The organism is Actinoalloteichus caeruleus DSM 43889, assembly GCF_000429185.2.
GTDB lineage: Bacteria > Actinomycetota > Actinomycetes > Mycobacteriales > Pseudonocardiaceae > Actinoalloteichus_B > Actinoalloteichus_B caeruleus.
The window spans coordinates 4,351,536-4,378,013 of the sequence record NZ_AUBJ02000001.1; the positions used below are offsets into that span (position 1 = coordinate 4,351,536).

The 26,478-nt window shown below is 72.6% G+C and carries 21 protein-coding genes and 1 pseudogene; 12 read left to right on the forward strand and 10 right to left on the reverse strand.

All coding sequences use genetic code 11. The features are described from left to right. Nucleotides 1-21 precede the first annotated feature (21 nt). Nucleotides 22-927 carry a phosphoribosylaminoimidazolesuccinocarboxamide synthase gene (locus tag G443_RS17290; RefSeq protein WP_026419701.1) on the forward strand — a complete coding sequence of 302 codons (906 nt, stop codon included), beginning with the start codon at nucleotides 22-24 and terminating at the stop codon, nucleotides 925-927. 47 nt (nucleotides 928-974) lie between these two features. Here G443_RS17290 and G443_RS17295 read toward each other — a convergent pair whose 3' ends face one another. Continuing rightward, nucleotides 975-1,610: an MBL fold metallo-hydrolase gene (locus G443_RS17295; RefSeq protein ID WP_026419700.1), complete on the reverse strand. Its 636-nt coding sequence runs from the start codon at nucleotides 1,608-1,610 to the stop codon at nucleotides 975-977. A 920-nt stretch (nucleotides 1,611-2,530) separates the two neighbouring features. Between G443_RS17295 and G443_RS17300 the strand changes: the two genes are divergently transcribed. After that, the gene (locus G443_RS17300) at nucleotides 2,531-2,944 is read left to right on the forward strand and encodes a hypothetical protein (RefSeq protein ID WP_081715592.1); all 414 of its coding nucleotides are present in this window, start codon (nucleotides 2,531-2,533) and stop codon (nucleotides 2,942-2,944) included. 188 nt (nucleotides 2,945-3,132) lie between these two features. On the opposite strand, the gene G443_RS17305 is transcribed toward G443_RS17300, so the two are convergent. Beyond that, nucleotides 3,133-3,498: a winged helix-turn-helix transcriptional regulator gene (locus G443_RS17305; protein ID WP_035292642.1), complete on the reverse strand. Its 366-nt coding sequence runs from the start codon at nucleotides 3,496-3,498 to the stop codon at nucleotides 3,133-3,135. A gap of 120 nt (nucleotides 3,499-3,618) precedes the next feature. Between G443_RS17305 and G443_RS17310 the strand changes: the two genes are divergently transcribed. Next, nucleotides 3,619-4,494 (forward strand): NAD(P)-dependent oxidoreductase, encoded by an 876-nt coding sequence (locus G443_RS17310; RefSeq protein ID WP_026419697.1) that lies wholly within the window; start codon nucleotides 3,619-3,621, stop codon nucleotides 4,492-4,494. A gap of 52 nt (nucleotides 4,495-4,546) precedes the next feature. Here G443_RS17310 and G443_RS17315 read toward each other — a convergent pair whose 3' ends face one another. Further along, the gene (locus G443_RS17315; RefSeq protein ID WP_026419696.1) at nucleotides 4,547-5,761 is read right to left on the reverse strand and encodes an alpha-hydroxy acid oxidase; all 1,215 of its coding nucleotides are present in this window, start codon (nucleotides 5,759-5,761) and stop codon (nucleotides 4,547-4,549) included. Nucleotides 5,762-6,109: 348 nt separating this feature from the next. On the opposite strand from G443_RS17315, the gene purS reads away from it, so the two are divergent. The 3 genes from purS to purL are packed head-to-tail and all read left to right on the forward strand — an operon-like array spanning nucleotide 6,110 to nucleotide 9,386. Continuing rightward, entirely contained in the window at nucleotides 6,110-6,382 is a 273-nt protein-coding gene (gene purS / locus G443_RS17320) for a phosphoribosylformylglycinamidine synthase subunit PurS (protein WP_026419695.1), read from the forward strand. Further along, nucleotides 6,382-7,053, forward strand: coding sequence for a phosphoribosylformylglycinamidine synthase subunit PurQ (purQ, locus tag G443_RS17325; RefSeq protein ID WP_016698768.1), 672 nt, complete (start codon nucleotides 6,382-6,384; stop codon nucleotides 7,051-7,053). Before purS ends, purQ begins: the two co-directional genes overlap by 1 nt. Beyond that, nucleotides 7,050-9,386 carry a phosphoribosylformylglycinamidine synthase subunit PurL gene (gene purL / locus G443_RS17330; protein ID WP_211237566.1) on the forward strand — a complete coding sequence of 779 codons (2,337 nt, stop codon included), beginning with the start codon at nucleotides 7,050-7,052 and terminating at the stop codon, nucleotides 9,384-9,386. Before purQ ends, purL begins: the two co-directional genes overlap by 4 nt. 240 nt (nucleotides 9,387-9,626) lie before the next feature. Here purL and G443_RS17335 read toward each other — a convergent pair whose 3' ends face one another. Continuing rightward, nucleotides 9,627-10,535, reverse strand: coding sequence for a lysozyme (locus tag G443_RS17335; protein WP_211237565.1), 909 nt, complete (start codon nucleotides 10,533-10,535; stop codon nucleotides 9,627-9,629). Nucleotides 10,536-10,715: 180 nt separating this feature from the next. Here G443_RS17335 and G443_RS17340 point away from each other — a divergent pair, with 180 nt between their 5' ends. Both G443_RS17340 and G443_RS17345 read left to right on the forward strand, forming a co-directional pair. Next, on the forward strand, nucleotides 10,716-11,753 hold the full coding sequence (locus tag G443_RS17340; protein ID WP_081715569.1) for an SAM-dependent methyltransferase: 1,038 nt from the start codon (nucleotides 10,716-10,718) through the stop codon (nucleotides 11,751-11,753). Nucleotides 11,754-12,133: 380 nt separating this feature from the next. Next, nucleotides 12,134-14,302, forward strand: a complete 2,169-nt coding sequence (locus G443_RS17345) for a putative bifunctional diguanylate cyclase/phosphodiesterase (protein ID WP_026419692.1) — start codon at nucleotides 12,134-12,136, stop codon at nucleotides 14,300-14,302. Nucleotides 14,303-14,373: 71 nt separating this feature from the next. Here the strand turns inward: G443_RS17345 and G443_RS17350 are convergent, their stop codons facing one another. Continuing rightward, nucleotides 14,374-16,275 carry a glycoside hydrolase family 15 protein gene (locus G443_RS17350; protein WP_026419691.1) on the reverse strand — a complete coding sequence of 634 codons (1,902 nt, stop codon included), beginning with the start codon at nucleotides 16,273-16,275 and terminating at the stop codon, nucleotides 14,374-14,376. 534 nt (nucleotides 16,276-16,809) lie between these two features. Here G443_RS17350 and G443_RS17355 point away from each other — a divergent pair. The 3 genes from G443_RS17355 (at nucleotide 16,810) to purM (ending at nucleotide 20,276) form a co-directional block, all read left to right on the forward strand. Beyond that, nucleotides 16,810-17,196 (forward strand): sterol carrier family protein, encoded by a 387-nt coding sequence (locus G443_RS17355; protein ID WP_026419690.1) that lies wholly within the window; start codon nucleotides 16,810-16,812, stop codon nucleotides 17,194-17,196. Between the two features lie 248 nt (nucleotides 17,197-17,444). Next, complete coding sequence (purF, locus tag G443_RS17360) at nucleotides 17,445-19,007, forward strand: amidophosphoribosyltransferase (RefSeq protein ID WP_026419689.1); 1,563 nt, start codon at nucleotides 17,445-17,447, stop codon at nucleotides 19,005-19,007. 162 nt (nucleotides 19,008-19,169) lie between these two features. After that, nucleotides 19,170-20,276, forward strand: a complete 1,107-nt coding sequence (gene purM / locus G443_RS17365; RefSeq protein ID WP_372492986.1) for a phosphoribosylformylglycinamidine cyclo-ligase — start codon at nucleotides 19,170-19,172, stop codon at nucleotides 20,274-20,276. Nucleotides 20,277-21,301: 1,025 nt separating this feature from the next. On the opposite strand, the gene G443_RS17370 is transcribed toward purM, so the two are convergent. Further along, complete coding sequence (locus G443_RS17370) at nucleotides 21,302-21,487, reverse strand: DUF3073 domain-containing protein (RefSeq protein WP_026419687.1); 186 nt, start codon at nucleotides 21,485-21,487, stop codon at nucleotides 21,302-21,304. A 213-nt stretch (nucleotides 21,488-21,700) separates the two neighbouring features. Between G443_RS17370 and G443_RS26035 the strand changes: the two are divergent. Further along, nucleotides 21,701-22,563, forward strand: a pseudogene (locus G443_RS26035) (DUF8083 family protein). On the opposite strand, the gene G443_RS17380 reads toward G443_RS26035, so the two are convergent. The 4 genes from G443_RS17380 to ygfZ all read right to left on the reverse strand — a co-directional run bounded on the left by G443_RS17380 (nucleotide 22,556) and on the right by ygfZ (nucleotide 26,368). After that, the gene (locus tag G443_RS17380; RefSeq protein ID WP_026419685.1) at nucleotides 22,556-23,512 is read right to left on the reverse strand and encodes an asparaginase; all 957 of its coding nucleotides are present in this window, start codon (nucleotides 23,510-23,512) and stop codon (nucleotides 22,556-22,558) included. The pseudogene G443_RS26035 and the gene G443_RS17380 overlap by 8 nt on opposite strands. A gap of 67 nt (nucleotides 23,513-23,579) precedes the next feature. Further along, nucleotides 23,580-24,155: an RsiG family protein gene (locus G443_RS17385; protein ID WP_026419684.1), complete on the reverse strand. Its 576-nt coding sequence runs from the start codon at nucleotides 24,153-24,155 to the stop codon at nucleotides 23,580-23,582. A gap of 89 nt (nucleotides 24,156-24,244) precedes the next feature. After that, nucleotides 24,245-25,102: a beta-keto acid cleavage family enzyme gene (locus tag G443_RS17390; protein WP_026419683.1), complete on the reverse strand. Its 858-nt coding sequence runs from the start codon at nucleotides 25,100-25,102 to the stop codon at nucleotides 24,245-24,247. 93 nt (nucleotides 25,103-25,195) lie between these two features. Continuing rightward, the gene (gene ygfZ / locus G443_RS17395; RefSeq protein WP_030104613.1) at nucleotides 25,196-26,368 is read right to left on the reverse strand and encodes a CAF17-like 4Fe-4S cluster assembly/insertion protein YgfZ; all 1,173 of its coding nucleotides are present in this window, start codon (nucleotides 26,366-26,368) and stop codon (nucleotides 25,196-25,198) included. Nucleotides 26,369-26,478: the final 110 nt, after the last annotated feature.

Sequence of the window (26,478 nt, forward strand, 5' to 3'; positions counted from 1 at the left end):
CCGGCGGGTTAGGGTCTCCCGGTGTCCGACATCGAGCTGGCCGACTACCCGCTGATCGCCGCGGGCAAGGTGCGTGAGCTGTACTCCGTGGACGACGACCACCTGCTGCTGGTCGCCTCGGACCGCATCTCCGCGTACGACTTCGTGCTGGAGACGCCCGTCCCCGACAAGGGGCGGGTGCTGACCGCGATGAGCGTGTTCTGGTTCGAGCTGCTGGCCCAGCGGGTGCCCCACCTGGCCAACCACCTGGTGGCCTGGGACGACCCGCGCATCCCCTCGGAGGTCCGGGGAAGGGCGCTGCTGGTCCGCCGGCTGGAGATGCTGCCGGTGGAGTGCGTGGCGCGGGGCTACCTGGCCGGCTCGGGCACCGCCGACTACCGGCGCACGGGAGCGGTCTGCGGTATCGAGCTGCCGGCCGGCCTGGTCGAGGCGTCCCGCCTCCCCGAGCCGATCTTCACCCCGGCCACCAAGGCCGAGATCGGCGAACACGACGAGAACGTGTCCTTCGACGCCGTGGTGGGCACCGTGGGCCGGGAACGAGCCGAGGAGCTGCGGGCGACCACGCTGGCCGTGTACTCGGCCGCCGCCGAGCACGCCGAGAGCCGGGGACTGGTCCTGGCCGACACCAAGTTCGAGTTCGGCACCGACGCCGGTGGCCGGCTCGTGCTCGGGGACGAGGTCCTCACCCCCGACTCCTCCCGCTACTGGCCGGCCGACGAGTACGAGCCGGGCCGGGTGCAGCACGCCTTCGACAAGCAGTTCGTGCGGGAGTGGCTGACCTCCCCGGAGTCCGGTTGGGACCGCGCCTCGGAGGTGCCGCCCCCCGCGCTGCCCGCCGAGGTGGTGGCCACCACCCGCCAGCGGTACGTCACCGCCTACGAGCGGATCACCGGTCGCTCCCTCACCGACTGGCCGACCGCCGGCTGAGACCGGCCGAACGCGGTTCGGGCGAGTGGCCGGCCTCCCCGCCGGGGTCAGACCGCCGTGGCCTCGCCACGGGGCAGCACCCGCACCCGGGTGCCCTCGGGGGCCAGCTCGGTGAACCGGTCGTAGTGCATCCTCGGCATGGCCAGCACCGCCTCGTGGATGGGGACGGCCAGCCGGGGCTGGACGGCGCGGAGGTAGTCCACCGCCTCGGAGAGCTTCATCCAGGGCGCCGCCGTGGGCAGTGCCAGCACGTCCACCGCCTGCTCCGGGACGACGAAGGAGTCACCGGGGTGCAGGAACGCTCCCTCGGCCAGCAGGTAGCCGACGTTGGGCAGCCCGGGGAGGTCCGGGTGGATGACGGCGTGCGTGCCGCCGACCGCCCGCACCGGCAGGCCGGCGACCGTGATCACGGCGTCGGGGGTCGCCAGGTGGGGCCGGAGCCCGGCCGAGGTGAGCGCCTCGGCGGACCCGGGGTCGGCGATCAGCGTGGCGCCCGGGTTCGCCTGGAGCAGCGCGGGCAGGCGGTCGAGGTCGAGGTGGTCGGGGTGCTTGTGCGTGATGAGGACGGCGTCCAGGTCGCGGGCCTCCTCGAAGCCCGAGGAGAAGGCCCCCGGGTCGAACAGCAACCTGGCCTGGTCGGTGGCGACCAGCAGGCACGAGTGCCCGAAGTGTGTGAGGTGCACGGCGACTCCCCCTCGACGCGGACGGTGGGCCGCCCGGCCTGCCACCCGGACGGCCCCAGGGCATCCACCACGCTAGCGGGCGGACCGCCGTCGTTCAGCAGGCGATCCGCCCACCTGCGAGGACGGCGGGGCGGGGGTGCCGGCGCGGGTGGAACCGCCGCGCACCGCGTCCCGCCGGGCAGCCGACGCAAGAGCCCCCGCCACGGCCCGGAGCCGCACGGGCGGATGGCCGTCGACGGCGTTCCTGGTGCCGCGAGACGACCGCCACGACGGGTGTCCTCGCTGTTCGGCGGAATTCCCCGCTGAAACGGGTCCGCCACCGGTCGTGAGGTGTTCTCCGGTGGTGGTGGAAGGAATCCCGCCGGGAGGAAATCGGTGTCCCCGACATTCCGCCGGACATTTCCGGCCCCTTCAGTCCGTATTTCCGGTGCGGCGTCGTGCGGAAAGCGGTACCGAGGGAACCAGGTACCGCATACCATCACCTCACCGCGTGGCCGCGCATCGGTCGCGGCTGGATTCTCGATGGGGGACCGTGCTGGTGGGGAAATTACGAGGCATGCCGCCGCCGACGTGTGAACAGGACCAGGTCGAGCCTTCTGGGAGGGCGGCTCGGGTCGGGCTTGGGAGATTCCCCGGTGCCCGTCCGTCCGGTCGCCACGGGCGCGCCGCGTCGGCGGGACCAGCCGCGCGAGTCGCCGATCGACGGTTCCACGGCGGCTCTGGTCGGCGAGCCGGAGCCGGCGCGGGGAGCGCGGCGGCCAGGGGCCGGGGGTTCTAGTATGCGTCCACCCGGAGTGGGTCTGATGACACTGGTGCTCTGCCTGTCAGTGGGTGGCGACAGTTCTCCACGGATCAGTGATGTGCGAATCGGGGGTGTCGGTTCTCGGCTCTGCCAGAGCGACGTGAACGGTGAGACGTTCATGACGTTCAGCAGCGGGCTGGAGAACGAGGGTGGCCGCACGGTGCGGGTGACCGGGGCGTCGCTGCTGAACGAGGAGAATTTCACGCTGGTGGAGATGCTCCTCGTGCCGGTTCCGGAACCGGAGGAGAACGGCGACATCCTCCTCGTCCCCTACCAGGGCGGTGGGTACCCGTCCGACGAGATGATCGCCGACACCTCCTCTGAGAACGGGCAGGAGGCCTGGGCGGCGCGGGTTCCCGTCGTGGGCGCGGAGATCGAGCCGGGTGTGGAGTGGACCTTGACGACGATCGCCGAGCGGACGGCGGAGTCCGCGTCGACGGACGGGGTGCGGCTGTTCTCCGAGGATGACCGGGGGCGGGAGTACTACTCGGATTCCACGCTCCAGGTCAGCATGGAACCCAGGTGCTCCTGAGGCGAGGAGGGAGGCCCCGCTCCGGGGACTGAGCTCTCCGTCGTGGCCGCGTCCGCGCTGGTTCCAGCGGGCGGTGGGCACCGAGTGGCCGGACGCGGCGGAGATCCAGCATCACCCCTGGATCGAGTGGAGGAGGCGGTCAGCGGGTCGGCCGCCGAGCGTGGCGCGAACCTCGCCGCCCGGCCCGGTCACCTCGCCGCTTCCACCCGCAGCCGCTCCGCGCCGATCCGCCCGATGCGGCCCCGTCCCCACTCGCCGAGGGGCGCCAGGGCCTCGTTCAGCGACCTCCCGTGCCCGGTGAGGGAGTACTCGACCCTCGGCGGCACCTCCCGGTACACCTCCCGGTGCACCAGGCCGTCGTCCTCCATCTCCCGCAGGTGTTGGACCAGCATCTTCTCGCTCACCCCCGGTAGGCCACGGCGCAGCTCGGCGAACCGGCGCACCCCGTGGTGGTCCAGCTCCCAGAGGATCAACGCCTTCCACTTCCCGCTGACCACGTCCATCGCGGCGTCGATCCCGCAGACGTAGGGCCCACGGCGGTTCCGGTTCCCCATCGGCTCCTCCACCACTTACTTCCTGGTGAGTACCCCACTAATTAGTCGGTACTTCCCGACCCTAGCCGCCCGGGGAAAGGATGGCGGCACCACACGGGAACGAGAGGGAGCGACGAGGAGATGTCGAACGACGAGGGCGTCCGGGTCAGCGTGCTGGGCCTGGGGGAGATGGGCCGTGCGCTGGCGGCCGCGCTGGTGGATGCCGGGCACCATGTGACGGTGTGGAACCGCACCCCGGGCCGGGGCGCGACCCTCGCCGAGCGGGGAGCGGTGGTCGTGGACGGCGCGCGGGAGGCGGTGACGGCCTCGGACCTCGTCGTGGTCTGCCTGCTCGGCCACGACTCGGTGCGGGAGGTGCTGGACCCGGTCGCAGCCCAGCTCGGCGGTCGGACCGTGGTGAACCTGACCACGACGACCCCCGAGCAGGCCAGGGAGTCGGCCCGATGGGCGGCCGAGCACGGGATCGGCTACCTGGACGGCGGGATCATGGCGGTGCCACCCATGATCGGGCAGCCGGGGTCCACCGTGCTCTACAGCGGCTCGCGGGAGGTCTTCGACCGGTACCGCCCGGTGCTCGACCTGTGGGGGGAGAGCGCCTTCCACGGGGAGGACGCCGGGCTCGCCTGCCTCTACGACCTCGCCCTGCTCGCGGGCATGTACGTGATGTTCGCCGGGTTCGCGCAGGGCGTGGCGATGGTGCGCCCGACGGGGATGTCCGCGACGGAGTTCGCGGGGATGGCCGCGCCGTGGTTGAGCGCGATGACCACGGGTTTCGCCGGTTACGCCTCGGTCGTCGACGGCGGCGACTACGCCGTGCCGGGTCAGCAGAGCCTGAACTTCTCCGACCTCGGCTACCTGGTGGAGGCCACTCGGGAGCAGGGGGTGGACACCGGGCTGATCTCGGCGGTGCAGTCGCTGATCCGGCGGCAGATCGACGCCGGGCACGGGGACGAGGGCTTCATCCGGATCGTGGAGAGCCTGCGGGCCGCGGGCTGAGCCGGGGTTCCCGGGGCCGCCCGGACCGGGTGGTTCGGGCGGCCCGAACGGTTCAGCGGCGGATGGTGACGTGGTCGGGGGTCAGTTCGGCGACGCTGTTCACCCCGAGGAGCTGCATGGTGCGGGTGATCTCCGCGCGGAGGATGTCCACGGACTTCGCCACGCCCCGCTCCCCGCCGGCCATCAGCCCGTACAGGTAGGCGCGGCCCACCATGCAGGCGCGGGCGCCGAGGGCCAGGGCGGCGACGATGTCCGCACCGCTGGTGATGCCGGTGTCCAGGTAGACCTCGGTGCGCTCCCCGACGGCCCCGACGACGGTGGGCAGCAGTTCCAGCGGGGTGGGCGCGCGGTCCAGCTGGCGGCCGCCGTGGTTGGACAGCACGACGGCGTCCGCGCCGTGCTCGACGACGTCGAGTGCGTCGGGCAGGCTCTGGATGCCCTTGATGACGAGCTTCCCCGGCCAGAGGTCCCGCAGCCACCGCAGGTCCTCGATGGTGACGGTCGGGTCGAACATCTTGTTCAGCAGCTCGGCCACCGTGCCGTCCCAGTGCCGCACCGAGGCGAAGGTGAGCGGCTCCGTGGTGAGCAGGTTGATCCACCACGCCGGGTGCATGGCGCCGTCGAGGACGGTGCGGGGGGTGAGGGCGGGCGGGATGGACATGCCGTTGCGGACGTCGCGGAGCCGGGCGCCGGCGACCGGGACGTCCACCGTCAGCACCAACGCCTCGTAGCCGGCGTCCCAGGCACGGCGGACGAGGTTCTCGCTGGCCTCGCGGTCCTTCCACACGTAGAGCTGGAACCACTTGCGGGCGTCCGGTCCGGCGGTGGCCACGTCCTCGATGGAGGTGGTGCCCATCGTGGAGAGGGCGTAGGGGATGCCGATGCGTTCCGCGACGCGGACGACCGCCCGTTCCCCCTCGTGGTTCATCATCCGGGTGAAGCCGGTGGGGGCGAAGGTGAAGGGCAGCGAGGAGGGGGCGCCGAGGATGTCCACGGCGGTGTTCGGGGAGGACACGTCCCGCAGCACCCGAGGGTTGAACTGGATGTCCCGGAAGAGCCGGCGCGCCCGCAGCAGGCTGACCTCGCCCTCGGCGGCGCCGTCGGTGTAGTCGAACACGGCCCGGGGGGTCCGTTTCCTGGCGATCGTCCGCAGGTCGCCGATGGTGTGGGCCCGGTCCAGCCTGCGCTCGGTGGGGTTGAGCTTGGGGACCTGCGGGCGCAGCAGCGGCGCGAACTCGGACCAGCGGGGCAGGCGGCGCTCGGACACGGACGGGACCTCCGGCGTGGACGTGTGACGTGCACCGCGCCCAGGCGCGGTGGCTCTCGAGGGCGGCCCGGCGGGCTCGCCGCGTCGCGGGACCGGCCGCAGGGCCATCCGCTGACGCTACCCCCGGGGAGGCCCGCCTGGCTCGTCCCTGGCCACAGCAGGCCGCGCACCCGGTGGCCCTCCGGTGCGAGGCCCAGTAGCTCCGAACGGACGATCTCGACCGACGACCGACGGAGTTTTCGTCACAGTGTGTGATCAAGCTTCTCACGACCCGTATCAACGGGTGAGTTCGTCGCTCGGCTAGGCTCGTGCGGTACCGCCGACCTGAACTAGCCAGGAGCATCGACCGTGGCCCGAGTCGTCGTCGACGTCATGCCCAAGCAGGAGATCCTCGACCCCCAGGGACAGGCGGTGGCGGGAGCGCTACCCCGGCTGGGTTTCGAGGGCGTGACGAGCGTCCGCCAAGGAAAGCACTTCGAACTGGAAGTCGACGACGACGTCGACGACGAGACCCTCGAGCGGATCGCCGAGACCCTGCTCGCGAACCCCGTCACCGAGGACTGGACCGTCCGCCGCGTGACCGTGGAGTCCGCCGACGGCTCCGTGGCGGGGGCCGTCTGATGCGCGTCGGTGTCATCACCTTCCCCGGCACCCTCGACGACGTCGACGCGGCCCGCGCGGTGACCACCGCCGGCGCCGAGGCCGTCCCGCTGTGGCACGGTGACGCCGACCTCCGCGGGGTCGACGCCGTCATCGTGCCGGGCGGCTTCTCCTACGGCGACTACCTGCGCTGCGGAGCGATCGCGAGGTTCGCCCCCGTGATGGGCGAGGTCGTCACCGCCGCCCGGGGCGGCATGCCGGTGCTGGGCATCTGCAACGGCTTCCAGATCCTCTGCGAGGCCGGCCTGCTGCCCGGTGCCCTGGTGCGCAACTCGGGGTTGCACTTCGTGTGCCGCGACCAGTGGCTGCGGGTGGAGAACACCACCAGCGCCTGGACCACCCGGTATGACCGGGGCGCCGAGATCCTCGTGCCGTTGAAGTCCGGTGAGGGCCGGTACGTGGCCGACGAGGCGACGCTGGACCGGCTGGAGGGCGAGGGGCGGGTGGCCTTCCGCTACGTCGGCGAGAACCGCAACGGCGCGCTGCGCGACATCGCGGGCATCACCGACGAGCGCGGCCGTGTCCTGGGCCTGATGCCGCACCCCGAGCACGCCATCGACGCCCTCACCGGGCCCAGCGACGACGGGCTCGGCATGTTCCTTTCCCTCCTCGACACAGTGGTGACCGCGTGACCAGCACCGATCTGACCGGCCAGCAGACCGCCGCCCCTGTCGACACCGTCGACCATGCCGCCGCCACCCCGGGCCTGCCGCAGCCCTACCGGGAACTGGGCCTGAAGGACGACGAGTACCAGCGGATCCGGGCCATCCTCGGCCGGCGCCCCACCGACGCCGAGCTCGCGATGTACTCGGTGATGTGGAGCGAGCACTGCTCGTACAAGTCGTCCAAGGTCCACCTGCGCTACTTCGGGGAGACGACCACCGAGGAGATGCGGGCCGGGATGCTCGCCGGCATCGGCGAGAACGCCGGCGTGGTCGACATCGGCGACGGGTGGGCGGTCACCTTCAAGGTGGAGTCGCACAACCACCCCTCCTACGTGGAGCCGTACCAGGGCGCGGCGACCGGCGTCGGTGGCATCGTCCGGGACATCCTGGCGATGGGCGCCCGACCGGTCGCGGTGGCCGACCCGCTGCGCTTCGGCCCGGCCGACGCCCCGGACACCCGCCGGGTGCTGCCCGGGGTCGTCGCCGGCGTGGGCGGCTACGGCAACTGCCTGGGACTGCCCAACATCGGCGGTGAGGTCGTCTTCGACGAGACCTACGCGGGCAACCCGCTGGTCAACGCCCTGTGCATCGGGTCGATGCGGGTCGAGGACCTGCACCTGGCCCACGCGTCCGGCGTGGGCAACAAGGTGATCCTGTTCGGCGCGCGGACCGGCCTGGACGGCATCGGCGGCGTCTCCGTGCTCGCCTCGGACTCCTTCTCCGGGGACGAGACCGGGTCGGGCCGCAAGAAGCTGCCCAGCGTGCAGGTCGGCGACCCGTTCACGGAGAAGGTGCTCATCGAGTGCTGCCTGGAGCTGTTCCGGGACCGGCTGGTCGTGGGTATCCAGGACCTGGGCGGTGCTGGCCTGTCCTGCGCCACCTCCGAACTGGCCTCCGCGGGTGACGGCGGGATGCGGGTCGAGCTGGACCGAGTGCCGCTGCGCGCGAGCGGGATGACGCCGGCCGAGATCCTCTCCAGCGAGTCGCAGGAGCGGATGTGCGCCGTCGTCCGGCCCGAGGACGTCGACGCGTTCCTCCGGGTCTGCGCGAAGTGGGACGTGACCGCCACCGTGATCGGTGAGGTCACCGAGGTGAGCGAGGAGGAGGCGGCCCGGGGTGGTCGTCTCGAGATCACCTGGCACGGCGAGACGGTCGTCGACTGCCCGCCGCGCACCGTCGCCCACGAGGGCCCGGTGTACCAGCGGCCGGTGGAGCGGCCGGCCGACCAGGACGAGCTCATCGCCGACACCACCGAGGCCCTGGCCCGCCCGAGCGGTCCCGAGGAACTGCGCGAGACGGTGCTCCGCATGATCTCCTCGCCGAACCTGGCGAGCCGCGCCTGGGTGACCGACCAGTACGACCGGTACGTCCGGGGCAACACGGTGCTGGCCCAGCCCGCCGACAGCGGCATGATCCGCATCGACGAGACGACCGGTCGGGGCGTCGCGGTCGCCACCGACTGCAACGGCCGCTACTGCCGGCTCGACCCGTACACCGGCGCCCAGCTCGCGTTGGCCGAGGCGTACCGGAACGTGGCGGCCGGCGGGGCCACCCCCGCCGCCGTGACGAACTGCCTGAACTTCGGCTCCCCGGAGGACCCCGGGGTGATGTGGCAGTTCGAGCAGGCCGTGCGCGGGCTGGCGGACGGCTGCCGTGAGCTGGGCATCCCCGTCACCGGCGGCAACGTGAGCTTCTACAACCAGACCGGGTCGACGGCGATCCTGCCGACGCCGGTCGTGGGTGTGCTCGGCGTGATCGACGACGTCCGCCGGCGCGTCCCCACCGGTTTCGGCACCGAGCCCGGCGAGACGCTGCTGCTGCTCGGCGAGACCCGGGACGAGTTCGACGGCTCGGAGTGGGCGCGGGTCGCGCACGGCCACCTGGGCGGGGTTCCGCCGAGGGTCGACCTGGGCCGGGAGCGGCTGCTTGCCGAGGTCGTCATCGCCGGTTCGCGGGACGGCATGTTGTCGGCCGCCCACGACCTGTCCGAGGGCGGGTTGGCCCAGGCGGTGGTGGAGTCCGCGTTGGCCGGTCAGACCGGGTGCCGCGTCGTGTTGCCGGAAGGCGCCGATCCCTTCGTGTGGCTCTTCTCCGAGTCGGCCGGTCGGATGCTGGTGGCGGTTCCCCGGTCCGAGGAGCTGCGGTTCACCGACATGTGCCAGGCCAGGGGCCTGCCGGTCACGAAGGTCGGCGTGGTGGACCCGGAGTCGGACGCCGTGGAGATCCAGGGCGTGGCGACGTTCGGGCTGGACGAGCTGCGGACCGCCTGGGAGGGCACGTTGCCCGCGCTGTTCGACTGAGCCGACTCGTCGGTACGGACCGGCCCGGCCGGTGGCCCCCGCGGTGGGTCGCCGGCCGGCCGCTTTCGTGGGGCCACCCGCGCTGGGCGCGGCGGAGCTCGCCTCCCCGGCCCCGTGCGGTGGGGGTCGGCGGCGGATGCCCTTCGCTGGTTCCGCGCCCGCGTTCCTGGTGTCCCCACACGTCCGGTCCCGGTCGAGTGGGGCTCGACCGGGACCGGGGGTGGGTGCCATGCCGGGTTGTCAGCCGTTGGCCAGTGCCTGGAGGCGGTCGTACGCGCCGTTGAACCAGTTCTGGTCGCCGGGGAAGATCCCGCTGTCGTTGTACTGCCAGATGGTGTGGAAACCCCAGCCGCTGGGCAGTTCTCCCACCGAGCTGGAGTACCTGGCCAGCCACAGCGGGTTGGTGCCGCCGAACGCGGAACTGTTGCCCGTGCAGGTCTTCCACCAGCTGGTGCTGGTGTAGATGGTCGGGTACCGGGTGGTCAACCGGTGGTACTCGTTGCTGAAGTCCCTGATCCACTGGACCATCGCCGACTGGCTCAGCCCGTAGCAGGTGTTGCCGTAGGGGTTGTACTCGATGTCCAACGCGCCAGGCAGCGTCTTGCCGTCCTTGGACCACCCGCCGCCGTTCTTCACGAAGTACTGGGCCTGGGCAGCCCCACTGGAGCGGTCGGGCAACGCGAAGTGGTAGGAACCCCGGATGAGGCCGTGGTCGTAGGAGCCGTTGTACTGCTGGGTGTGGTACGGGTTCTTGAACCCCGTTCCCTCGGTGGCCTTGACGTAGGCGAACTTCCCGCCGTTACGGACGACGCCGGCCCAGTCCACGTTCTTCTGCCACCCGCTGACGTCGAGGCCGTGCGTCTGCGTGACGCTCGCGGCCCTGGCGTCCGGGACGCCGCCGTCCCGCCCCTCGTGCTTGGCGATCTGGGAGCCGGCCCAGTGGCCCATCGGACCGGCGGGGTGTTCCGCCTGCTCCGCCTGTTCCGACTGCTGGGCCTGTCCCGCCTGCTGCGCGGCACCGGTCGGTTCGTCCTGCTCCTGACCGGCCGCGGCCGGAGTTAACAACGCGATCAGCACCGTGGCGGCCGATCCGATCGCCAGTCCGATTCGTGCCGGTAGCCGACGGGCTCCGCTGCTGGTTCTCAACATGCACCCCCACGCCATGGGTATCGGAACGGGAACTGCGTCGCGCCAGCCGGCGAACCGGACCAGCGATGTCAATGAATGACAGGAATTCGTAGGCTGTCGTGATTTTCCCACGGAGCCTATAGCAGGTTTGCCGCATTTGCCCGGTGGTGCGGCCGCGGCCGCCGAGGGTCGCGGCGTCGAATGTCGCATCCGCGACGGCCGCCGGCACTCCAGGGTCGGGCCGGGTGGATCCGTCTCGTGGGTGACACCGCCCGGGTCGGGGCAGGCGCTGCCAGCGCGGAGACCGCTTCGGCGGTGGTGGTCGGACCCGTGGAATGCAGCGATTCGGTGAGTTGTGACGCGACGTATGCTGATCCCCGGTCGGGTGAGAAACGGGGCGGGGGAGCTGCTTTGGACGCCACACGTCCGCGGGGAGTGCCATCCGAAGTTGACCTTCAGCGGCCGAATGTCGCCCGAATGCATGACTACTACCTGGGTGGTGCGCACAACTTCGCCGCCGACCGGGAATTGGCCGACGGGGTGCTGCGGATCTTTCCCCGAGCCGCCGAGCTGGCCATGACGAACAGGTTCTTCCTGCGGGACGCCCTGCGGCGCATGCACGCGGCGGGCATCCGGCAGTTCCTCGACCTCGGCGCCGGTATCCCCACCGTCGGCGCGCTCCACGCCGTCGCCCAGGACCTGGACCCGGCCTGCCGCGTGCTCGCCGTCGACCGGGAGGCGGTCGTCGTCTCGCGCACCAGGGCACTGCTCGCCGACAACCCGCTCGCGGACGTGGTCCAGGCGGACCTGCGGGATGTCGACCTCGTTCTCGGTAGCGCCCCGGGCCGTCGGCTCATTGACGGGGAAAAGCCGCTCGGAATTCTGGTCGGCGGTGTTCTGCATTTCCTTTCCGAGAGCGACGAACCGGAGAAGGCGATATTCGACTACCACCGTGAGGTCGCCCCCGGAAGTCACCTGGCCCTGTCCCACATCGTTTTCTCCCGGCAGGGCGACGACGGCTGCCCCCCGGGCGCGCGCGAGCGGATCGGCGACCTCTACGCCCGCAGTTCCGGCGCCCTGGAGTGGCGCACCCTCCCGGAGGTGGCCCGGCTGTTCGGCCCCTTCTCGCTGGTGGACCCGGGCCTGGCCCCCCTGGGGTGCTGGCGCACCGGTGAGTACGTGGCCGACTCGGCCAGCCCCCCGTTGCCCGCGGTGGCCGGATTGGCCCGCAAGAGATGAATCACTTTCCGATCCGGTGCGGGCACGGTTTCCTGGCGGACCCGTGGGCCGGCCCGGCGCCGGAAACCGGCTGCTGGCCGGTAACCTCCGAAAAAGCGGTCGGACCCGGTACCGTCAGGTGCTTCGGATGCTGTCAGACGTGTGGTGACGACGAGAGGTGCGGTTGTGCGATGCCCCAGCGGGTCGCCTGACGAGGACGGCCGTGACGCGACGGCCGCGACCCCCCACCGCCGGGTGGCCGGGGTCGTCCCGATGGCCTGGGGCGCGGTGCCGCAGCGTCGTTCCCGCTCGGGCGTTAGGGTCGAGCCCGTGAAGGGCGACGACGTGTGTCGGACCTCGGCCCGACTCCTGGTGCTGCCACGACCGGCGGGCGCGCTCTGATGTCCGAGCACACGGAGGGCCGGGTCCGGGATCTCCCCCCGGGCCAGGAGGTGGAGCGCCTGGATGCGGCCTGCGAGCGTTTCGGCCGTGACTGGGCGGCCCTGGTGTCCGGTACCAGCTACGTCTCCATGTCCAGATCGGAGATGGTCGAGTTCCTGAGCCGCCTCGCACGCCGTCTCCTCACCGCCCTGTCGACCGAACCCTTCGTGGCCCGGCCGGGCTGGGAGGTGGGCGCCGAGCTGGTCGAGGCCCACTTCACCTCTCCCGCCAGCATCGAACGGACGCTGGTGCTCGTCGGAACGGAACTCGTCGGTTCCCTGCCGGGCACGGACGTGCCCCGGGGCCGGGTCTCCGCCATCCAGGGAGCGGTCGCCGCGGGCTACGCCAACGCGCTCCGACAACGGACCCTGGAGGAACAGGAGGCGATCCGGGAGGCCGTCCTCGACGCGAGGCAGCAGGCCGAGGCGGCGCTGCGGGCCAGTGAGGCGCGGTTCCGGGCGCTGTTCAGCGACGCGGCCGTCGGCATCGGTCTCGCCGACCTCGACGGCACCTTCCTCGACGTCAACGTCTCGCTCCAACGGATGCTCGGCTACTCCCGGGACGAGTTGCTGCGCACGAACCTGCGCAAGTTCATGCACGCCGGGGACGCGGAGTCGACCTGGGAGGCGTACCGGCAACTCGCCAGGGGCGACCGCGAGTACTTCCAGGTGGACAAGCAGTTCTTCGGCAACGACGGTTCCGCCGTCTGGACCAACCTCACGATGTCCCTCGTCCGCGACGCCGACGGCCGTCCCCAGTACCTCGTCGCCATGGTCGAGGACGTCACCGACCGGCACGAGCTCCAGAACAGGCTCAAGTACCAGGCGCTCCACGACCCGCTCACCGGCCTGGCCAACCGGGCGTTGCTGCTCGACCGGCTGGCCCGCGTCTTCAGCAACCCGCCCGTCGGACAACGGGTCGGCCTCTGCTTCCTCGACCTGGACGGCTTCAAGGTCATCAACGACAGCCTCGGCCACCACGTCGGCGACGAACTCCTGGTCGCGGTGGGACGCCGACTGGCCGAGTGCGTCAACGGCGAGCACTGCCTGGTGGCCCGGATGGGCGGTGACGAGTTCGTCGTCCTCGTCGAGGACTCCACGGGCACCGAGCAGATCGTGGAGCTGGCGGACCGGGTGCTGACGTTGCTCAACCAACCGATCCGGATCGGCGGCCACCAGCTGTCGGTGTCGGCCAGCATCGGCATCGTGGAGCGCCCGGTGGTCAGCGGGGAGTCCGCCGACCTGATCCGCGACGCCGACGTGACCCTGTACTGGGCCAAGTCCGAGGGCAAGAGCCGGTGGGCGGTCTACGACCCCGAGCGCAACGCTCGGGAGGTGGCGCGGTTCCGCCTGTCCGCGACCATGCCGGCGGCGCTGGAGCGGGAGGAGTTCTTCGTCGACTACCAGCCGCTCGTCCGCCTGGCCGACAACGCGGTCGTGGGCGTGGAGGCACTGGTGCGGTGGCGGCACCCGGAGCACGGCCTGCTCTCACCCGACCGCTTCATCGGGCTGGCGGAGGAGACCGGGCTGATCGTCCAGCTCGGTCGCTGGGTCCTGGAGCACGCCTGCCAGCAGGCCAGCCGCTGGCAGCGGGAGTTCGGTCCCGCCGCGCCCTACGTCAGCGTCAACCTCGCCGCCCGGCAGTCGCGGGACCCCGGCCTGGTCAACGACGTGGAGTCGATCCTGCGGGACACGGGTATCCCGCCGACCGGTCTCCAGCTGGAGCTCACCGAGAGCGCGGTCATGGGAACGGCCGACGACCAGCTCGACGCGCTCCGCCGCCTCTACGAGATGGGTGTGCGGATCGCCATCGACGACTTCGGTACCGGGTACTCGAACCTCGCCTACCTGCGACGCCTCCCGGTGCACGAACTGAAGATCGCCGGTTCCTTCGTGGAGGGGCTGCGCGCACCCGACAAGCCGGCGGACCCGGTGGACAAGCAGATCGTCGGCGCGCTGGTGACGCTGGCGCACGCGCTCGGCCTGACCGTCACGGCCGAGGGTGTCGAGACGAGGGCCCAGGCCGAGCGGTTGCGGGACATCGGCTGCGAGTCGGGGCAGGGCTGGTTCTTCGCGCGACCAGGGCCGCCGGAGACCATCAGCAGGTTCCTGCGGGAAGGGCTCTTCTGACCGGACCCCGTGCCACCGGCGGGGCGGCCTGGCGGTGGTGGTGACCTGCCCGACCAGCGCCAGGCCGGACCTCAGCTGGCGCGGCGGACCCGACGCCGGTCCCGGTGGTGGCGGCCGTGCTCCCGGTCGGAGAGCAGGATCGCCGAGTTCACCAGCGCCAGGTGGCTGAACGCCTGCGGGAAGTTCCCGACGAGCCGCTGACTCGCCGGGTCGTACTCCTCGGCGAGCAGCCCGACGTCGTTGGCGTGTCCCAGCAGGCGTTCGAACTCCTCGGTCGCCTCGGCCACCCGGCCGCCGAGCGCCAACGCGTCCACGTGCCAGAACGAGCAGGCGAGGAAGGCACCCTCCCCGCCGGGGAGGCCGTCCACCGCCGACACGTCCCGAGGAGTGGCGTACCGGGCGAGCAGGCCGTCCGTCCGCAGCCGCGTCTCCACCTCGCGGATCGTGCTCGCCATCCTCGGGTCGGTGGCCGGCAGGAAACCGACCGCCGGCATCAGCAGGGTCGCCGCGTCGACCTCGCCGCTGCCGTAGTACTGGGTGAACGCCCCCACCTCCGGGTTCCACGCCCGGGTGAGCACCTCCTCCCGGACCCGGTCCCGCACCGACCGCCACCGGTCGACGGGGCCCGGTAGCCCGTGGTCCTCGACCGCCCGCACCGCCCGGTCGAAGGCGACCCAGGTCATGACCCGGGAGTGGGTGAACCGCCTCGCCGGCCCCCGCACCTCCCAGAGGCCGTGGTCGGGTCGCCGCCACCGGGTCTCCAGATCGGCGAGCAGGGCCCGCTGCACCTCCCACGACTCGGCCGTGTCGCCAAGGCCGCGCTCCCTGGCCAGGTGCAGGGCGTCCATGACCTCGCCGTACACGTCGAGCTGGAGCTGCCTGTGCGCCGCGTTGCCGATCCGGACCGGCCGGGAGCCCTCGTAGCCGGGCAGCCAGTCGGCCGTCCACTCCACCAGCTGGCGCTCACCCCGGATGCCGTACGCGATCTGGAGGTCGCCAGGGTCCCCGGCCACGGCCCGCCGCAACCACCGCCGCCAGGCCGCCGCCTCCCCGTGGCAGCCGGTGCTGTCCAGTGCGAGCAGGGTGAGGGTGGCGTCCCGCAGCCAGCAGTAGCGGTAGTCCCAGTTCCGCACGCCCCCCAACCGTTCGGGCAGGGAGGTGGTCGGGGCGGCGACCATACCGCCGCTCGGACCGTAGGTGAGCGCCTTGAGCGTCAACAGGGAACGGCGAACGGGCTGCTGGTACGGGCCGTCGTAGTCGATCTGCTCGGCCCAGGTCCGCCAGAACCGTTCGGTCGTCACCAGGTCGGCCGCGACGTCCCGGGGTCCGGGCAGCTCCTCCGGGTCCGGGGACCACTGCATGGACCAGCGGAAGGTCCGCCCTCGGGACACCGGGAACCGGGTGTGGTGGGCGCGGGCCCCCGCCACCGCCACGGGCAGGGGGTCCCCGCGCAGGACAACGGTGTCCGGTCCGGCGACGGCGAGGATGCCCTCGACGCCCCCCTTCCGGGTGCGCCGGACCCACGGTACGGCGGCTCCGTAGGAGAACCGCACCACCCAGCGCATCTCCATCTCCACGCTGCCCCGTAGCCCGGTGACCGAGCGGACCAGCACCGGCTGGTGCGGTCCGCCGTGCGGCGCGGGCGGCATCGCGTCCACGACGAGCACCTGCCCGTCCGGGGTCTCGAACTCCGTCTCCAGCACCAGCGAGTCACCTCGGTAGCGGCGGCGGACCCGGCAGTCACCCGAGGTCGGGGTGAGCGCCCAGTAGCCGTGGCTGTGGTCGCCGAGCAGCCGCGCGAAGCAGGACCCCGCGTCGAACCGGGGCAGGCAGAGCCAGTCCACCGAGCCGTCGCGGCCGACCAGCGCCGCGGTGCGGAGATCGGAGAGCAGGGCGTAGTCCTCCACCCGACCCGGGCCGCCTCCCGGGACGGGGGACCACCCCGTCCCGGGAGCCCTCCGGTCGACGGCCATGGCCCGAGGCTAGGACGGCGGGGGCACTCCCGCATCCAGGTTCGCCGGCGCCGACCGACCTCGGATCTCCGCTGGTCTCCGGGCGGGCGCGGAGACCACGCGCCGCGCCGGACGCATGTCCCTCGGACGGGTGAGGCGGTGACGGGGCGTGGTTGGGGTGGCCACTGAGGAACGGCGCGCCGCGGCGCCCCGGTCAGCGCCGCCGCGTCCCGGGAGGGACCGGGCCGGCGGCCCCAGGACCGGCCACCGCCCGCGCCCCACCGCCCGCGCCCCACCGCGCGGCACTCCGAGGTGGTGGGAGCCGAACAGCGGCACCTCGGCCATCCCACCCGACACCCCGGCCATCCCCCCCGACCGCTGGGGCCGAGGGGAGTTCGTGGTCAGTCTGCCCAGCCCGTCCGGGACGCGCCCGGGTGCGGGCGGGCGGCGCTCTCCACCGTCGTGGTCACCCGACGGTCGGGGTGGCGACGACATGCGGCCCGGCCCCGGCCGCTCGCCTGTCCGCGCGGAACGGCCAGGTCCTAGGCTGCCCAGGTGCCAGCCCGCCGGTCCGTCGATCCCCACGAACTCCGAGCCGCCGTCACGGCCGTCGCGCCCTGGCTGCGCGGCGAGGCTCCCGAACCCGACCGCCGCGTCCTGGGACAGGCGGTCCGGCTCAGCCTCCGCACCCTGGCCGCCGTCGCGCCGGGCGGGGCCATCGAGGTGCGCGTACCCCCCTTCGCCGCCGTCCAGTGCGGGGAGGGGCCGACCCACAGCCGTGGAACGCCGCCCAACGTGGTCGAGACGGACGCCAGGACGTGGCTGGACCTCGCCACCGGCCGTGCGGAGTGGGACGAAGCGGTGGACTCGGGGCGTGTCTCGGCCTCCGGGAACCGCGCTGACCTGCGAGCTTGGCTACCGATGGTGAAACCGGACGAGTAGGTCGGCGACATGCCTGGCTGGCCCAATTCGCGGCTCGCGGTGCGGTGCCGGGAACGAGTCGGCTTACACTCGAAGACGAACGTGGCGATCCCGGGTGGTCCTCCGCGGCGCGTCCCGCGTCCGGCCCCGGGCACGCCGAGGCATCCAACTCCGTTGTGAGGGAGTTTCCGGTGGTCACCCACCAGCCCGCGGCCGCAAGTGGGTCGCCGTGCCGTTCCGAGTCCTCCGCTACCCCCGTCCCGCCGGGCGTGGCCGCCCAGCCAGGCGACGTGGAGCGGGACGTTCCGCACGAGGAGTGCGGGGTCTTCGGTGTCTGGGCTCCCGGCGAGGAGGTGGCGAAGCTCACCTACTACGGCCTGTACGCCCTGCAACACCGGGGTCAGGAGGCGGCCGGCATCGCGGTAGGGGACGGCTCCAAGCTGGTGGTCTACAAGGACCTCGGCCTGGTCAGCCACGTCTTCGACGAGCAGGTGCTCTCCTCGCTGCGGGGTCACGTCGCCGTCGGCCACAACCGGTACTCGACCACCGGCTCCGGCAGCTGGGAGAACGCCCAGCCCACGTTCCGGACCACGGCCACCGGCAGCGGTCTCGCGCTGGGCCACAACGGCAACCTCGTCAACACCGCGGAACTGGTTGAGCGGCTCCGCGAGCTGACCGAGGGCACGGGCGACGGTGACGGGCGGACCGCCCGGCGGCGGGACGGCAACCCCGAGGCCACCACCGACTCGGACGTCGTCTGCGCGTTGCTGGCGGCCGCCGCCGCCGACACCGGGCTGGAGAACGCCGCGCTGGAGCTGCTGCCCGCCCTGCGGGGAGCGTTCTCGCTCGTCTTCTCCGACGAGACCACCCTCTACGCGGCCCGCGACGCCCAGGGCGTCCGACCGCTCTGCCTCGGCCGGCTCGACCGGGGATGGGTCGTCGCCAGCGAGACGGCCGCCCTCGACATCGTGGGCGCGTCCTTCGTGCGCGAGGTCGAACCGGGCGAACTGGTCGCCATCGACGCGGAGGGACTGCGCAGCAGCCGCTTCGCCCCGCCGGAACCCAAGGGCTGCGTCTTCGAGTACGTGTACCTGGCCCGCCCGGACAGCACCATCTCCGGCCGTTCCGTGCACGCGGCCCGGGTCGCCATCGGGCGGCGGCTGGCGATCGAACACCCCGTGGACGCCGACCTGGTCATCCCGGTCCCGGAGTCCGGCACCCCCGCGGCGGTGGGCTACGCGCAGGAGTCGGGCATCCCCTACGGCCAGGGTCTCGTCAAGAACTCCTACGTCGGCCGGACGTTCATCCAGCCTTCCCAGACCATCCGGCAGCTGGGCATCCGGCTCAAGCTGAACCCGCTGCGCGACGTCATCCGGGGCAAGCGCCTCGTGGTGGTCGACGACTCGATCGTGCGGGGCAACACGCAGCGCGCGCTGGTGCGCATGTTGCGCGAGGCCGGTGCCGTCGAGGTGCACGTCAGGATCGCCTCCCCGCCGGTCCGCTGGCCCTGCTTCTACGGCATCGACTTCGCCTCCCCGGCCGAGCTGATCGCGAACGGGATCGACGAGGACGGGATTCGCCGGTCCATCGGAGCCGACTCGCTCGGTTACGTCTCACTGGACGGGCTGATCGCCGCGTCCGAGCAGCCCAGGACCAGGTTGTGCGCCGCGTGCTTCGACGGCGACTACCCGATCCCGCTGCCGGCCGACCGCATGATCGGCAAGTTTCTGCTCGAGGGTCTTGACGGTGGTGCGGAACGCGGAGTGGCCGGTCCCGCGGAGCCAGCACAGCCGCAAGGCAACGGCGCGGCCGACGCGCTACGTCGGCCATGAGTAAGCATCGGTCGTGAACGGACGTCTCACCGCCGATGAGGCGTCGACCTGGGAAAGGTGGATGGCGACCGCGCGCGTGTGACGCCACGGGCCGCCCCGCGAGGGCGATGACCGGGAATCACCGCGCGTAGCGTGGCCGACGAGATTTTGTCAGCAGATGACATGGAGCCAGTTGTGACTGCCCAGCCCGAGATGTCCAGCGCCACCTATGCCGCGGCCGGAGTCAGCATCTCCGCGGGGGACGAAGCCGTGGAACGGTTGAAGCCGTGGGCGGCCAAGGCCACCCGGCCAGAGGTGATGGGGGGCCTCGGGGGGTTCGCGGGCCTGTTCAAGCTGCGCCTCGACCGGTGGCGGGAGCCGGTGATCGCCTCGTCCACCGACGGGGTCGGCACCAAGATCGCCATCGCCCAGGCGCTCGACATCCACGACACGGTGGGCATCGACCTCGTCGCGATGGTGGTCGACGACCTGGTCGTGTGCGGTGCCGAGCCGATGTTCCTCCAGGACTACATCGCCGTCGGCAAGGTCGTGCCGGAGCGGATCGCCGAGCTGGTCAAGGGCATCTCCACGGGGTGCGTCCAGGCGGGGTGCGCGCTGTTGGGCGGTGAGACCGCCGAGCACCCGGGCATGATGGCCGCCACCGACTACGACCTGTCGGCGACCGGCGTCGGGGTCGTGGAGGAGGACGCCCTGCTCGGGCCGGACCGGGTGCGCCCCGGTGACGCCGTGATCGCCCTGGGCTCCTCCGGCCTGCACTCCAACGGGTACTCGCTGGCCCGGCACGTGCTGCTGGACATCGCTCGGGTCCCCCTCTCCGGGCACGTCGAGGAGTTCGGTCGCTCGCTGGGGGAGGAGCTGCTGGAGCCGACCCGCATCTACGCCAAGGACTGCCTGGCGCTGATCGCCGAGACCGAGGTCCGGACCTTCGCGCACGTGACCGGGGGCGGTCTCGCCGGCAACCTCTCACGGGTGATGCCCGAGGGGCTGACCGCCGTGGTCGACCGGGGCACCTGGACGCCCTCGCCCGTCTTCTCGATGATCCAGCAGCGCGGCAGGGTCGGCCGGGACGAGATGGAGCAGACCTTCAACATGGGGGTCGGCATGGTCGCCGTCGTGGCCGCCGAGGAGGCCGACCGCGCGCTGGCCGTGCTCACCGCCCGGCACGTGCCCGCCTGGGTGGCCGGCGAGGTCCGCCGGACCCCGGACGTGGTCGGGGATGACGAGAACCGGCCAGCCGTCCTGCTGACGGGGGAGCACCCCCGGTTCTGACCGGTGGGCGGGAACGTCCGGCCGAGGCCGGTGCGGTCCCGCCCGGCCACTTCCCCGCACCCGGCGGGTGCCACCGCGTGCGCGGCGGGGCCGTGGGTCGCCGCGTGCGGGTGAGCGCGGGTTGGGAGTTCGTCCGACACCTTCGTGAACTCGTCGCGCACCCCCGGCTGGCCGTGCGCCCACCTGGTGATCAGGGGCCGGAGGCCGTCCAGCGGAGCGCGGGACGAGGTGGGGACGCCCTCGGCCCCTCGTAGGCGGGTGCCCGCGCCAGCCGTCGCGGGCACCCCGGAAGCGGCACCCCGGGGCCCGCGCCGGTGGGCCCCGGCTCCGTGTCGCCCCCGTCGAGCAGCGCGACGCCGGTCCGCCCGCACCGGGCCCGCCGAGGTGAGATCCCACGTACCGGGTTGTTGGGGAGGACCGGCGGTGCGGCGCGCCTGACGGGCCTGGTGGGATGCCCCTCGGCCACCTCGGCCCGCGCAGCGGCCGGACTACCTCGGGCCGCCGGGCACACCACTCGCGAGCGCGCCCGCCGCTCGGAGGGTGGGCCGCGTCAGGCGGCGACCAGACGCGGAGGCCGACCGATCAGGGACGCGGATCCAGCGGCCTGGCCGCACCGTGGACGGGGAGAGCGGACACCGCCGGTGCGACGTCGTCGGCACGAGAGCCGGCACCCCCAGTCGCCGCGCGCGAGGCGGCGGTGCACCGGACGAGCCCGGCCGTGCCGGAGGCCTGCGAGATCCGGCGGAGCGCGTCGCCGCCGGAACGGCGTGGTGCCCCGGACCAGGACAGGCTGGATCGCCGCCGCACCGAAGCCCGGTGGGCGGGCGGCACCGGACCAACTTCGGCAACACGCGCGACAGGACCAGGCTTCTCACCTGGTCCTGTCGCGTGTGGTGCTTGCTGCTCCGGCAAGGCCCCGTAGTACAAGGACCCCGGACCCGTGACGAGACCCGACCGATTCGAGTGGCTGCCACAACACCCCCACGGGGTTCTCACCCCGTCGTTCGGTTGAGCAGTCAACCGAATCAGCGGCGGTATTCGTCGTACCAGTCGTCGTACGAGTCATCGGGTCGGTCGTTGTCCGACCGGTCGCCAGAGGACCCGGTGCCCGACAGCTCGCGCTGTAGGGCATCGAAGTCCGTGGCGGGGGTGTTGTACTTGAGCTCCCGGGCCACCTTTGTCTGCTTGGCCTTCGCTCGGCCGCGCCCCATGGCTCGACCCCCTCGCACAGGAACGGGGCGGCCGGGGGAACGGCGGCCCCGTATCGTCTCGACAGCTTTTCCTGCCCACTACCGTACCGTGACTGCCGGGGTAGATGCGACGTGGCATCCGTTCTACGTGACGCAGTCCCCACCGCCCACCCCCACCGTCCCTGCTCATGACAGGATTTGCTCGTGCCTCGTCCGTTCGTCGCCTACCTCCGGGTGTACGAACCGTTGTCCGCCTTCCACGGGGAGTCACGTTCGGCCGTGGAACGGGCGTTACGGGACGGCCCGCTCGATCCGGGAACCGTGGGCGACTGGGAACGCGAACTGTGGTTGCGTTCACAGACTTCCCAGCCGCGTCGGCTGCTGCCCCTCGACGGCCCTGACGGCGCGGGCCCCGGGCAGCACGTCCCCGGAGTCCTGGTCCTCGATCCGGAGGACGTCGCCGGCTACCCCTCGGTGGAGGTCGGCCCCGGCCCGCTCGTCTGCCCGCAGGACGTCCGCGCCAGGGCGGCGGCCGGCCTGGTCGGGTTCCTCGGCAGCGCGAGCCCCCGCTGCTGCGCGCCGCCGTCGACGTGCCACCCGAGGTGGCGCGGGCGCGGGCGACCGCGGCGGTCTCCGGGGTGCTGGGCGGCGCCGTCCACGTCGTCACGGCGACCTGGCGCGTCCCGCTGCCGTGGTTCGCCCTGGTCCGGCAGGAGGAGCGCCAGGTGGTGCTGACGCCGCTGGGCGACGCGAACCGGCGGGTGTGTTGGCGGGTGCCGATGGTGCGCGCGTTGGAGCGGGCCGAGGAGGCCCGCCAGCGGCTGGAGGACACGCTCGGCACCGACGGGCCGGCGGCACTGCTCCGGGACACCTCCCGCTGGCTCGACCACTTCGACCCGGGTTCGGCAGTGGAACTCGACTACGGCGGGCTGGTCCAGCTGCTCGACGACGACACCCTCACCGACGACACCTCGGCGGCCGACGTCCAGGAGGCGCTCGCCGCGCTCGGCGGCGAGAACCCGGAGGAGGTCGCCATCCGGTACGAGAAGCTGCGGGACTTCTGGACCGAGGTGGCCACCCGCGAACGCCTCAACTGAGGACGCCAGGGAGCAGCCGCACCGAGCCGACCCGGCGGCCGCCGCCCTCGACGGGCACCTCCGCGAGTTCCGCCAGTTCCGGGGTCCAGGTCACCCCCAACGCGCGAAGCGCGCCCACTCCGACGGGCTGCCGGGCGCGGGACGCCCCGTCGTCGATCTTGAGGGCGGCGACCCGGCCGTCCGGCAGCGCCAGCGCCCACGCCCCCTCCGCGCCGATCTTGCACAACAACCCCGGGACCGCCGACATCAGCAGGGTGTCCTCGCGGCCGGTTCCGGCCACCAACCGGGGGTGAGCGCGCATCGCGTGCGCGATCCGCGCCTCCTGGCTGCCCGGCGGCGCGGTGACGAGCCGGGCGTAGGCGCGGGCCAGTCCGGTGAGGGACAGCGTGAACAGGGGCGCGCCGCACCCGTCGACCCCGGGCGGCCCCGGCTGCTCACCGGTCAACTCGGCGATGGTCTCGGACACCGCCGCCGTCAGCGGGTGCTCGGCGGACAGGTAGTCCTCGGTCGGCCACCCGTTGCGCACGCAGGTGGCCAGCATCGCGGCGTGCTTGCCGGAGCAGTTCATCGTCACCGCCGCCGGCCCGCCGCCCGCCGCCAGCACCCGGTTCCTGGCCGAGGGGAACAGCGGGAGGTCCGGTGGGCACCGCAGCGCGGCCTCGGTCAACCCGTAGGTGGCCAGCAACCCCCGGACCCGGGCCACGTGGTCGGGCTCGCCGCTGTGCGAGGCGCACGACAGCGCGAGGTCCGCGTCCGAGAGGGGGGCGAAACCGGCGCGCAGCAGGGCGAGCGCCTGGAAGGGCTTGTTGGCCGACCGGGGCGAGACCGGGGCCAGGACCTCCCCGAGGCAACCGGCATCCCGCCCGTCCGCGTCCAGCAACGCCACCGAGCCGTGGTGGACGCTCTCCCGAAAACCTGACCTGACGACCTCTACGAGGGGCACGCTCATCACGGGGATGCTACGGACCGCCCCCCACCGGGCCCGTCACTCGGTCAGGACCGTGCTCGGGGGCCGCTCAGCCGGGCTCCTGACCGGGGGTGTGCCGTTCCCTGGCGAGCAGTTCGTCGACCGAGGCCCTGCCCTCCCGGTACCTGCGCGCGATCTCCTCGTTCAGGGTGTCCACCACGGTCTGCACCTGGCGCCGGCGCAGGGACACCGACTCCTCCTCCGCCGAGTAGCCCTCGGCGGCCTCCGCCAGCTTCTCGTCCGGCAGCGAGGTGACGTCCGAGAGGTCCACGTCGGACACCAGCGCCTCGACGTGGCGCCGGTGGGACTCCGCCCTGGAGGGCTCCGGGTTCTGGTAGCGCCCGGACCCCGTCGCCGGGCCGATCGCGTTGCGGGACAGGATCAGGGCGAGCTGTTCCACCACGGACGCGGAACCGCCCTCAGCGCGTCGCCGCTGCTCGGCCACCACGATGTCGATGCGCGCGTGCAGCAACCGGCGCAGGTACGACAGGTCCGTCTCCTCCTGCGCCGCCTCGTCCCGCAGGTCACGAACCTCCGCCAGGGACCTGTCACGAACGCCGGTCAGGTAGTCGGGGGCCAGTACGCGGTCGATCCTCCTGCGCCCACCGGGCCGTACCTCGATCATGTCGACACCTTCAGCCTCATCGTCGTGCCCACCCAAGTCCGATGCGGTGTTCGCCCGTGGGGCCGCTCGCCGTCCGGTGCGCCCACGGTTCAGTCGCCGTCCACGGCGCGTACTCCGAGGAACTCGCGCGCCGCCGTGGGGGAGAGCGGGGGGCGCTGCGCGATCCTGGCCAGGCCGGCCGCCCTGGCCACCAGTTGCGCATTGTTCCGCACCCGCTCCCCGGCGGCATAGGACAGTGTTCCCTGCATACCCACCCGGAGGTGCCCGCCGACAGCGAGGGCGGCCAGCATCACCGGCAGCCCCACCCGCCCGAGCCCCATCACGGACAGGCTCGCTCCCGGCGGGAGCAGCCTGGCCGCCGCCACGACGGTGTCCGCGTCGCCGGGCATCCCACCGGGGAGCCCCATCACCAGGTTGACGTGGACCCGTCCCACCGGTGGACCGTGCTCGGCCAGCAGGCGGCGCAGGGCCGCGAGGTGCCCCAGGTCGTACGCCTCGTACTCGGGGACGATCTCGCGGTCCCGCATCCGGCGGTGGCACTCGACCACGAAGGGCCAGCGGTTGACGAGGACGTCGTCGCCCACGTTGACGGACCCGAGGGGGCAGGACGCCATGTCCGGCATCGCCTCGAGCACCCGGAGCCGCTCGTCCTCGCCGACCGCGCCGACGGCGGCGGTCGCGAGCTGGACCACCAGTGCCGTCTCCGCGCGGAGCGCGGAGACGGTGTCGATCAGCCGACCCAGGTCCAGGGACGGTTCACCTCCCGGGGCCCGCACGTGCACGTGCGCCCTGCTGGCCCCGACCCGCTCGCAGTCCCGCGCCGTCGCCACCAGTTCGTCCAGGGACACCGGCAGGTTCGGCACCTCGGCGGGGCGGTGGACCGAACCGGTCGGGGCGACCGTGATGATCGTGCCGGGCTCGGGCGGTCGCGCCGTCGGAGAAGCCATTCCGGAATCTTGGCACAGGCGGCGGAACGCGATCGAGAAGCCGCCCATCAAGATCAAATCCCCCGGGTCGGGGCCCGTCGCCCGGCGAACGGCTCAGCCCCGCAGGCGCTGCGCCGCGATCCGCCCGGGCGGATCGCCGGCCTCCGGCGGCACCGAGTCCGGATCCACCGCCGCGGCGACCTCGCGTTCGGGGATCCCGGCGGTGAGCTCACGTTCGACCGGAACCGACCGCTTGACCAGGGCCAGCGCGATCGTCCCCAACTCGTGGTGCCGGACGACGGTACCGACCCGGCCGACCGACCTGCCCTCCGAGCTGACCGGGTCGCCCGGCTCGGGCAGCAGTTCCGGCGTCCCGTCGAGGTGCAGCAGCAGCAGACGGCGGGGCGGACGGCCCACGTTGTGCACCTTCGACACGGTTTCCTGGCCCCGGTAGCAGCCCTTGGCGACGTGCGCTGCCCCCCCGATCCAGCCCAGCTCGTGCGGGATGCTCCTGCCGTCGGTGTCCAACCCGGCCCTGGGGCGGAGCGCCGCGACCCGCAGCGACTCGTACGCCCAGCTGCCCGCGGGGCGCGCGCCGAGCTCGACGAGACGACGCCACCAGTCGAGCAGCTCGCCACGCGGCACGAGCAGGTCGGCCGTCGGACCGGTGCGCCAGCCCACGACCCGGACCAGGCCACCTCCCGGGAGGGCGGCGACCGGGGTCAGGTTCGGGTCGGACAGCGGGGCCGGGGTGGAACCGAGGACGCCCTCCAGGATCGTGGGGACCGCTGGCCCGACCACGGACAGCACCGCGTACTCGTCGCTGGCGTCCCTCGGCTCCACCTTCGACCAGAACCGCATCTCCTCCAGGTACTGGAGCACCGGCTGGTTGGCCTGCTGGCGGGCCCCGGTCACGGTGCTGCCGGGGTCGGTGTCCATCCACACGCAGCCGTCGAGGTGGGCCAGCACCAGGTGGGTCTCGACCCGCCCCTGGCTGTCGAGGATGAGCGCCTCGGTCCCCGCCCCGTCGGGCAGTTCGGTGACGTGCTGGGAGATCAGCAGGTGCAGCCAGCTGAGCCGCTCCTCGCCGGGAACGGCGATGACCTGCCGGTGGGAGCGGTCCACCACGACGGCACCGGTCTCCGCGGCCCGCTGCTCGACGAAGGGATCGCCGAAGTGCCAGGGCACCGCGCTGTCCGGCGAATCGTCCGGGGCCGGCACCGCCTTCGGCAGCTCCAGCAGGGGGGAGCGGTAGGTGGTCGAGGACCCGCTGGTCGGGTCTGCCATGAGTTCAGTCCTCCGATTCGGTGGCCGCGAGCCCGTCGGGCACCGGAAGCCCCGGCGCGGGTTCGGTCGGGCCGTCGGCACGGCGGCGTTCCCGACGAACCGCACCGGGT

Coding starts and splice junctions, on each gene's coding strand:
- G443_RS17300 (WP_081715592.1), top strand. CDS start 2,531: ATGACGTTCAGCAGCGGGCTGGAGAACGAGGGTGGCCGCACGGTGCGG.
- G443_RS17305 (WP_035292642.1), bottom strand. CDS start 3,498: ATGGGGAACCGGAACCGCCGTGGGCCCTACGTCTGCGGGATCGACGCC.
- G443_RS17310 (WP_026419697.1), top strand. CDS start 3,619: ATGTCGAACGACGAGGGCGTCCGGGTCAGCGTGCTGGGCCTGGGGGAG.
- purQ (WP_016698768.1), top strand. CDS start 6,382: ATGCGCGTCGGTGTCATCACCTTCCCCGGCACCCTCGACGACGTCGAC.
- G443_RS17335 (WP_211237565.1), bottom strand. CDS start 10,535: ATGTTGAGAACCAGCAGCGGAGCCCGTCGGCTACCGGCACGAATCGGA.
- G443_RS17340 (WP_081715569.1), top strand. CDS start 10,716: ATGTCGCATCCGCGACGGCCGCCGGCACTCCAGGGTCGGGCCGGGTGG.
- G443_RS17345 (WP_026419692.1), top strand. CDS start 12,134: ATGTCCGAGCACACGGAGGGCCGGGTCCGGGATCTCCCCCCGGGCCAG.
- G443_RS17350 (WP_026419691.1), bottom strand. CDS start 16,275: ATGGCCGTCGACCGGAGGGCTCCCGGGACGGGGTGGTCCCCCGTCCCG.
- purM (WP_372492986.1), top strand. CDS start 19,170: ATGGAGCCAGTTGTGACTGCCCAGCCCGAGATGTCCAGCGCCACCTAT.
- G443_RS17370 (WP_026419687.1), bottom strand. CDS start 21,487: ATGGGGCGCGGCCGAGCGAAGGCCAAGCAGACAAAGGTGGCCCGGGAG.
- G443_RS17380 (WP_026419685.1), bottom strand. CDS start 23,512: ATGAGCGTGCCCCTCGTAGAGGTCGTCAGGTCAGGTTTTCGGGAGAGC.
- G443_RS17385 (WP_026419684.1), bottom strand. CDS start 24,155: ATGATCGAGGTACGGCCCGGTGGGCGCAGGAGGATCGACCGCGTACTG.
- G443_RS17390 (WP_026419683.1), bottom strand. CDS start 25,102: ATGGCTTCTCCGACGGCGCGACCGCCCGAGCCCGGCACGATCATCACG.
- ygfZ (WP_030104613.1), bottom strand. CDS start 26,368: ATGGCAGACCCGACCAGCGGGTCCTCGACCACCTACCGCTCCCCCCTG.